Here is an 8,251-nt window from a genome sequence, read left to right on the forward strand (position 1 = left end):
ACCAAGCGCTTGTAGGGTGGATTCGCGCAGCAATCCACCACCCCGGCGACGCCGGGACGGCGGTGCCCGTTATTACCATCATGATCAGAGCGTGAGCGACCCGTAGGGTGGATTCGCAATTCAACGACTCACCATCCACCCTCAGGTTTCGACTGCATTCAGCTGTTTGCGTAAGCGGTAGCGTGTTAACAGTTCGCCGCCGCGTTCGACCATCTGTTCACCCAGGTTTTGCCAGTGGCGGCGCTGAAGGCGATCAACCAGCATTGCACTGGCTTCGATTTCAATCGCCGTATGGCCGTCCTCCAGCAGCAGGCGTTCGGCATGAATCAAGAGCGTTGTCCCGATGCCACGGCCTGACAACGATGGCCAGACATAAAGAGTTTCAACCCGCCCATTACGTCCGTCCAGCTCGATAAAACCTACACAGCGATGATCACTGGTGGCCACCAAGGTTGAATAGAGCAGGTGACGCGCCGCCCAGGCGCTGGCTTCACGGGGGAGCACATTGGCCCAGGCACGACGCTGAGCCAGGGTGTAGTGATTGGCGGCCCCCTGCATTACCGCATGATAAAACACCTCTGCCTGATCAGCGGCATCGCGCACCAAGGCCTGGCGATAAACAATCCTAGAGGCGTTTGTCGCGGAAGTCGGAGCCAACACGTCTGCCATCTTTGCGTCTCCAGTTAGTATCAGGGCGTTTGTTTTTTTGGCCGTCAGAGGCAATCGAAATAAAAAAAGAGCTTATACTGATAAGCGCTCATCTGCCAGGACGGGCCCTCAGCCAGCTTATTTTGCAATCAGATCATTACATACCATGCCTGACCCGACGAAAGCTTCACATTTCAGCTTAACACCGATTGGCATTATCAGCAGTGATTACCCGGACAAGTTTGGCGTTCCCCGCCAGCCCGGGCTGGTTACCGCCGCCAGCGCCACGCTTGAACTTGTCTCACCCTATGATGACCCGCTGTGCGTGCGTGGCCTGGAGGATTTCAGCCACCTATGGGTCAGCTTTATTTTTCATCGCAATCCTGAACGCTGGTCGCCCATGGTTCGACCGCCTCGTCTGGGGGGTAACAGAAAAGTAGGCGTCTTTGCCAGCCGAAGCCCCAACCGTCCCAACCGGTTAGGGCTGTCGCTGGTTGCCCTTGAGCAGATTGATACCCGCAAAGGGGTTCGATTACACCTGAAAGGCGCCGATCTTGTCGACGGCACACCGGTTATAGACATCAAGCCATACCTGCCCTGGGCAGATAGCGGTATCAATGCGCGCGCGGGGTTCGCGCCTGCCTCTCCTGGCCTTCTGAACGTTCGCTTTTCCGAGCCAGCGGAAAAGGCCTTGCAGATGCGCCATGACGGTCAGGCACTGCGTGAACTGATTTGCCAGGTGCTCGAGCAGGACCCACGACCCGCCTATCATGACGACCATTGCGAGCGGGTGTACGGTTTACCCCTACGCGATGTGGATGTGCAATTTGAGATGGGCCAGGGCACTGGCGGCAAGCGGAGCATTTATGTCTTGCGCATAGCATCACGAGGCTAATCCAGCGCTTCGGAGGGCAGCTTGAGCACAAAGCGGCTTCCTTTACCCAGGGCACTCGAACAGTGAACCGTCCCGCCGTGGTTCTCCGCCACTGTCTTGACGAGTGCCAGACCAAGGCCATGGCCTTTGATGCCACTTGGACCCTCGCTGCGATGGAAATTATCAAAAATCCGCTCGGTCTCTGCCTCGTGAATTCCCGGACCGTTGTCTGTCACTTCCAGCGTTACCCAGTGTTTATCTGCTCTCACAGACACCCAAACCTGGCCATCTTCATGGCCGTATTTGATAGCATTTTCCATCAGGTTAAAGGCAGCACGCGCCAGATAGCCTTTATCACCGAAGACGGGCGCGCCGTCTTCATCATTGAATTCGCTGTTGAGTGTTATCCGCTTGGCACATGCAAGCGGTCGAGCCTGATCGAGCACCTCCATTATCAGGTCTTCAAACAGAACAAAGTCTTTTTTCATGTCAAACGACTGAGCCCGCGTCAAACCGATAAAATCGTTGATCATTGACAGGCTCTGCCTAAGACTCTGTTTGATCTGCCGATAAAACCTCGCTTCAGGTAAGGCATTGCCATTTTCCTGCTGAGCATCAATTAACGCCAGTGCGCGAGTCTGCGGTGCTTTCATGTCATGAGAGAGAAAGTTCAGCATGCTGGCACGCTGAGCTTCAATCTCGACTTCACTGGTCAGATCCACCAGCCACACCAGCCAACCACCCGGCATTGTGGTCGTTGATGTTGTCAGACGACCCATTTCCATTCGATAGGTATTACCCTCCAGATCCTTACACAGCCCACCACTCAACATCGATGGCGACGACTCTTTATCAAAAGCGATAGGCGGCCACAAACTGGAAAAACCGCGCTCGTCCTCAAAGCAGACTACGTCCGGAAGGGCTTCAATATGTTGAATAGGCTTGTCTTGTGTTTCCCTGCCTAATTGTACTGCCTTAAGGTTGGCTAGCAGCACAGCACCATTTTCATTGAGTATAAAAATCGGAAGCGGCAGCGAATGCATGACATCAAGCACAAAACGCCGACCGTTCACCAGGCGTGCCATCGCAAACTCCAGCGATTGCAGCTGTTGATAAAGTTTGGCTCCCTCAGGCAGTGCCAGGCTGTATTGCTGGTAAGGCAGAATGGGGGGCTCTTTGTACAGCACCTTTAGCTCATGCTCAAACCAGGCCAGTAAAGTGGCCTGAGTACGCCAGATAATCACTACAAACGAGAGAGCCAAGGCAATCAGGCTGGCAGAGGGTGGCCACCACCAACCCAGGTTCAGGGCCGCCAGTGAAGCACATAGCACTCCTATCGATAGCCCTACGACAACCGCCAACATGAACCGGAAACGCAACCACCAGGCAAGCAGCATCAGCAGGATGATGGGTAAACCGGCTAACAAGGCACCCAGCAGAGGCTGTACTTGATAGATCAGCTTGTCGTCACGCAGGGCATCCAGCAAATGTGCATGTACTTCCACGCCTGGCATCATGTCATGGGAAAGCAGTGACATGTTATAACGATCGCCCATGCCGATAGCGGTCATGCCTATCAGCACCGTGCGGCCTTCAAGAAAGGATCCTGGCAGACGTCCTTCCAGTACATCATGATAGGAAACAGACGGATAATGGTCAGGCCATCCACGGTAGGGAATCCGAACCGGGGTTGAGTCAGGTAACTCCTCAGAGGGTGTGGTCACACTGGCCATCAGCTGTCGCCATTGCGTGTTCCTGCGCGCCTTCTTGAGCATTACCTGACGAGCAACGCCATCATTGTCGAGAAGAATATTAATATGCCCCACAGCGGCCGCTGCGGATTCAAGAGCCGGTATGGGCATCAAGATATCCCGATATGGGCCACCTGGTGGCTGCTCTGACAACAGAACAAGCGGCAGATAGACATTGCCATGCGCTTCCATCGCGTTCGCAAGTGCCACATCATGTTGCGGTTCGCGGCTGGGTTCAGCCAGCAGGATATCCATCACCACCGTTGCGGCGTTGGCGGCATCAAGCCTGTCAATCAATCGGGCATGAATATCGCGTGGCCAGGGCCAGCGCCCCAGTCGTTGCAGGCTCGGTTCGTCAATCTCAATAATCAGGATATCACTGGACGGTGGTGACGACTGCAGTGATAACCAGGCATCATAAAAGTAATTATCCGACAGCAAAGGCGACATGCTGTGAATCAAAAAAGCAACAGGCAGTAAGAGACTCACCATAGCCCACCAACTTTTTACAAAGCGCTGGTGAAGCGTCCGGGTCGCTCCGATTCCTGACAGCTCGTGATTACTCTGTCGCATCAAGTGCGCCACTATCGATAACGTGGGTAACGTTATCCTCATCATCAAGTGAGACCACTCGCCAGAAAACGTCGCCCTCGGGTACGTTTCTTAGTAGGATTTCACCCGTAGTGACAGGCGGATAACTGACCAAAGGTCGATCAAAGGACGGGTCAAAAGACAGCTCAAGCCTGCTGGGTGTATTTTCCTGACGCTGCCAGTCAAAACGCCACGCATCATCCAGCCGCTCAACACTTACACCGTTTGAAAAATGCTGAATCAGGTCCTGGGAATATTCACCCACGATCCCCAGCTCATCAACGGCCGCAACACGTAGGTAGTAGTCCTCAAAGGGAAGGGATGGAAAGGTGAATTCTGGCGACGTGCTGCGCTGTTCAGCTATGACATCCAAGGCCGTGGCATCACGCGCAAGCTGTGCCCGGTAACGCCTTGCCTGGGGCACTGATTCTACTGAAACGACAAGATCTCCGACTGCCAGGGACCTTGCATCCAGTAATTCCGGGGGCATCAGCAAACCAACAACCTCAATGTCACCCTGGTCGGAAATACGCGTTCCCTGCCCGGCATTCAATTGCGCACGCCGTGCAGCTTGCTGGCTCCTTGCCGCAACCTTCCCCTCATAGACCGAAGACACCATTGCTTCATCGCCATGACTGACGGCAAAACGTGTGCCACGCACACCCAGTACACCGCTGGTCGTTTGAATAGTATAAGGACGCTGAGAGTTCTGTCTCGAGGGCACCTGAGACTCTACCTCGCCTTGCTCAAGAATGAGGCGTATACCCCGCTCCCCATCGCGGCTAACCATAACAAGTGAATTGGAAGGGATAACAGCACGCGCACCATCACTCATTTCCAGCGTCAATGACGCGCCCCTACCTGTTTCAACAACATCGCCTTCGTCGACAATGATCCCTTGCTCAAGGGGTTCTCGCCGACCATCCACCACGCGCCAGGCATCACCATTGAGATATAGCACGGAGAGCGGAAACGCATCCTGAATGTCAATATCAACCAGGGTGCCTGGCTGTAGCATTTCTGGATCTTCTATCGTGTTGATTTGTTGGAGAAACGGCCAATCATCCGGGTTATCGAAATAAAGTTCTGCGATATCCCAGAGGGTTTCTCCAGGCTTTACCCGATGCACCCTGGCGTCTTGATCCTCGCCAGGGGCTATATCTGACATAACTGAATCAGACAGTTTCAATTCGGTACCCAGCAAGCCGGGCTCCGTGTTATTGGAATCTGCATCAGCAGCTACCAGTGGAGCAACCAGAAACAACAAAGCAACGAGTGAAAGCCTGGTGAAGAAATACTGCAGACACTGAAGGTAGATGAAGCAAAAAACACCCCTTTCAGTATGATGAAAATTCTTCATGATAACGCCTCAGTGATCAACGTAACGGATAATGTAACAGGACGCTTGCGTGCATCCGGATGATACATTAAAAGTAACTAAATATAAAAAACCGCATACAATGATCACCCAGCGTTTCCAGTCGCTACTCAATCAGCGTATTGGAAACCCAGCCCAGCATAGGGCCCTGCTCACTATCGAAATGCACCTGACTCCACCCTTCAGTACTGCCCAGAACATAGACATTGGAGCCACGCACCAACTGCCCCACACGCTCATACGCTGTGCTGTTGCCAGCACGAATATTCACCCTGCTGGCGGCAATTTCTTTCACTTGAAGATTTTTTCGACTGATATTGATATTTTCCAACGCCAGTTCATTGCCTCCTTGCGCTGCGTTTACGAACCAGAAGACCGCCCAGGCATGATTGCGCTCTACGCCACTGCCTCGAGCATACATAGCCCCCAGGTTGTTCTGGGCAAACGGATCATTTTGCTTTGCTGCGCGCTCATACCATTCAAAAGCCCGTTCAAGGCTTTGTTCTACACCACGCCCATTCTCGTAAAGGTTACCGATATTATTCTGAGCACGGACATGTCCCTGCTCTGCGGCCAGCGAAAACCACCGCGCTGCCAACTCAGGGTCTTCATCCACGCCCATCCCTTCCAGATATATCAAGCCCAGCTGAAACTGAGCCGATACATCTTCAGCTTCCGCCGCGCGCTGTAACCACTCGACAGCGTCTTCAGGCCCCTTGCCGTCAATTTCTTCACGCATGAACATGCCAGCAAGGTGCACCTGCGCATCCACCGAGTCGTTATCTGCCGCGAGCCGGAACCATTTGTAGGCTTTATCTGAATCCTGCTTGACCCCTTCGCCGCGCTCAAACATTGTGCCCAGGGCAAACTGAGACTCACCATCTCCTTTCTCAGCAGCCGTTCGCCACTCATGAACTGCCGAGGCAAAGTTACCGCTCTTATACTCCTCCATCCCTTTTTTATAGTCAGCATGGATAGGTGGAGATAACAGAGCCGCGTAAGCCCCCATGAAAGCAACAACAAAAAAGGCTTTTGGTCGTTTGATAAACATCATGATGAGCGCTCTTATATCACAATGCTAACAGGCATTACCCGATAGCATCAGAGTCTGGACCTGGCTGCCCCTGGATAAAAAATATCCAGGAGGCACTAAAACTTATTATTTAGCAGGCTCTATATCCTGAACTATATCAGCCAGAATACGCGCATAAGTATTACGCGCTGTTCGGGTAATGGCTAACCTGTCCTGTAAGCGCTGCAATTCATAATCAGTAACACGTAGATTTTGTAGCTGCTCACGTCCTTTTTGTCCGAGGCTCTCAAGAGCATATTCATTGCCATCAATCGTGACGGTTGGCTGCTGGTTACTATCTCCTACAGCCACCGCCTCTTTCTGTGATGAGATATTATTTTCGTCGAGATTATTATCCGTCATATTGTTATCACCCTGACTTTCAACGGTTGACTGCGTTTCAGTTGTCTCTGATTGCGTATTTTTACGACGTGTGTTGCGAGCCTTGCTCATGATCAATCGCTCCGTTTTATTCAGCAGGTTCAGCAGTTGTCTCGTCTGAAGACACGTTGATCCGCTCATGAGTCAACACGCATAAAACCCCTGTCTGGGTTTGGTGAATCTGATAGTTGGTATCGCAGTAAAGCGCCATGGTGTTAAGCAGACGTCTATCCCTGACCAGAGGGTTCTCCACATCAGCCTCACTCAGCGCCAGGCGGGCCATGAACATTTCCCCTGCGGGACAATTCAGCGCTTGCTCATCGCTGGACGCTACGCAGACAGAGCTCTGGTCAATATCCGCGCTACTCTTACCGTCACCCTGCTCCGCCAATACATTGATGCTAAAAACAGAAAGCACAACTGCTGCGCCAACTGTCAAAATGAAGGTGGCGAAATAGCCCAATAGTCTCATGCTACTTTTCCTTAAAGTACGTCTGAAGGTTTCAAATACTGAACGGAACAAACAGGCCGCTTAACAACCTGTTAAGCGTTTAACAGTGCCTGAATATTTCATTTCCAAGAATAGGCTTAAACAAATCCCATTAAAAGAGTTTGATAAGCTGAAATTAAGAACTTATGTAAATCATTAAAATCTAATTTACTATCCAATAAAAACAGGGCATTTGGCAGCATCTACCGCCAAATACCCTGTTGGTTCATTGCAGACTAGCGCTGCAGTTCTGTGACGTTAATTTCAACGCGACGATTAGGCCGTAAGCATTCCCTCACGGCAGCCGTTGCACGAGCACCCGAGCATTCCACCACCGGGTCAGCTTCACCGCGCCCCAGCGTGTCTATATTACCGCGCATGATGCCTTTGCCCGCCAGATAACCGGCAACTGTATCCGCGCGAGACTGGGAAAGTCGCATATTATAACTTTCACTTCCGAAGCGGTCGGTGTAGCCAGCAATCATTAGCCCAGGCAATTCAAAGTCAGCCAACGTCTGTTCCGCCACCCGATCCAAGGCACGACGCCCTTCCAGCGTCAGTTCATCACTGTCGAAATCGAAAAGCACATCACCTGACAGGGTTAGCAATCTATCTTCTTCCACCTCCTCTACTTCAATAGGCGCAAGCAGAACCGGGCACTGCTGATCACGCCAACGCGTGCTTTCAAGTGACATATCTTCATCGTAAATGACTTTGTACTGGCACGTTATATAGTCATTTCCTTCACCTTCATCGGTGTAAAGATTGAAAACATAGTCCCACTCTCGAACACCGAAGAAGCCTTCACTGAAGTGTGGGTCGCCAAGTAAATGACGAACCTGATGCTTACTCTGGCCTTCGCGGATACGCAAAATATCATCTGGCTCAACAAATTTGCCGCCGTCGTACCACTTATCATTCAGTGCCGGCCAACCATCGCCCGCGTCAACAATATCGGCACGATCGTTATTTGGCGGGCTAGCACAACCCGCCAACGTCAGGATTGTGGCCATACTGGCGACCCCGAGGGCCGCCTTCAACATTGGATTAGTGTGCATCATATGCT

The 8,251-nt window shown here is 52.1% G+C and carries 8 protein-coding genes; 1 reads left to right on the forward strand and 7 read right to left on the reverse strand.

Features of this window, described 5'->3' with window-relative positions; translation table 11 throughout:
• Positions 1-141 precede the first annotated feature (141 nt).
• Positions 142-669, reverse strand: coding sequence for a GNAT family N-acetyltransferase (locus tag LL947_RS12045; RefSeq protein ID WP_290823695.1), 528 nt, complete (start codon positions 667-669; stop codon positions 142-144).
• Between the two features lie 145 nt (positions 670-814).
• Between LL947_RS12045 and tsaA the strand changes: the two genes are divergently transcribed.
• Complete coding sequence (gene tsaA, locus LL947_RS12050; protein WP_499833339.1) at positions 815-1,543, forward strand: tRNA (N6-threonylcarbamoyladenosine(37)-N6)-methyltransferase TrmO; 729 nt, start codon at positions 815-817, stop codon at positions 1,541-1,543.
• On the opposite strand, the gene LL947_RS12055 is transcribed toward tsaA, so the two are convergent.
• From LL947_RS12055 to LL947_RS12080, 6 genes are all read right to left on the reverse strand, one after another.
• Entirely contained in the window at positions 1,540-3,723 is a 2,184-nt protein-coding gene (locus tag LL947_RS12055) for a CHASE2 domain-containing protein (RefSeq protein WP_499833340.1), read from the reverse strand. The two genes, tsaA and LL947_RS12055, sit on opposite strands and share 4 nt — an antisense overlap.
• A gap of 109 nt (positions 3,724-3,832) precedes the next feature.
• Positions 3,833-5,032, reverse strand: a complete 1,200-nt coding sequence (locus LL947_RS12060) for a FecR family protein (protein WP_499833341.1) — start codon at positions 5,030-5,032, stop codon at positions 3,833-3,835.
• Between the two features lie 316 nt (positions 5,033-5,348).
• Positions 5,349-6,296, reverse strand: coding sequence for an SH3 domain-containing protein (locus tag LL947_RS12065; protein WP_290823703.1), 948 nt, complete (start codon positions 6,294-6,296; stop codon positions 5,349-5,351).
• A gap of 105 nt (positions 6,297-6,401) precedes the next feature.
• A complete protein-coding gene (locus LL947_RS12070) occupies positions 6,402-6,767 on the reverse strand; it encodes a DUF6447 family protein (protein ID WP_290823705.1) in 366 nt (121 codons plus the stop codon).
• 16 nt (positions 6,768-6,783) lie between these two features.
• Complete coding sequence (locus tag LL947_RS12075; RefSeq protein WP_404414217.1) at positions 6,784-7,167, reverse strand: hypothetical protein; 384 nt, start codon at positions 7,165-7,167, stop codon at positions 6,784-6,786.
• Positions 7,168-7,421: 254 nt separating this feature from the next.
• A complete protein-coding gene (locus LL947_RS12080; RefSeq protein ID WP_499833342.1) occupies positions 7,422-8,243 on the reverse strand; it encodes an OmpA family protein in 822 nt (273 codons plus the stop codon).
• Positions 8,244-8,251: the final 8 nt, after the last annotated feature.

Origin of the sequence: Halomonas sp. BLK-85 (assembly GCF_044792155.1) — a bacterium.
GTDB lineage: Bacteria > Pseudomonadota > Gammaproteobacteria > Pseudomonadales > Halomonadaceae > Vreelandella.

Bases quoted from the DNA above. Each gene is read 5' to 3' on its own strand.
- tsaA (WP_499833339.1), top strand. From the start codon at position 815: ATGCCTGACCCGACGAAAGCTTCACATTTCAGCTTAACACCGATTGGC.
- LL947_RS12065 (WP_290823703.1), bottom strand. From the start codon at position 6,296: ATGATGTTTATCAAACGACCAAAAGCCTTTTTTGTTGTTGCTTTCATG.
- LL947_RS12045 (WP_290823695.1), bottom strand. From the start codon at position 669: ATGGCAGACGTGTTGGCTCCGACTTCCGCGACAAACGCCTCTAGGATT.
- LL947_RS12075 (WP_404414217.1), bottom strand. From the start codon at position 7,167: ATGAGACTATTGGGCTATTTCGCCACCTTCATTTTGACAGTTGGCGCA.
- LL947_RS12055 (WP_499833340.1), bottom strand. From the start codon at position 3,723: ATGTCGCCTTTGCTGTCGGATAATTACTTTTATGATGCCTGGTTATCA.
- LL947_RS12080 (WP_499833342.1), bottom strand. From the start codon at position 8,243: ATGCACACTAATCCAATGTTGAAGGCGGCCCTCGGGGTCGCCAGTATG.
- LL947_RS12060 (WP_499833341.1), bottom strand. From the start codon at position 5,032: ATGTCAGATATAGCCCCTGGCGAGGATCAAGACGCCAGGGTGCATCGG.
- LL947_RS12070 (WP_290823705.1), bottom strand. From the start codon at position 6,767: ATGAGCAAGGCTCGCAACACACGTCGTAAAAATACGCAATCAGAGACA.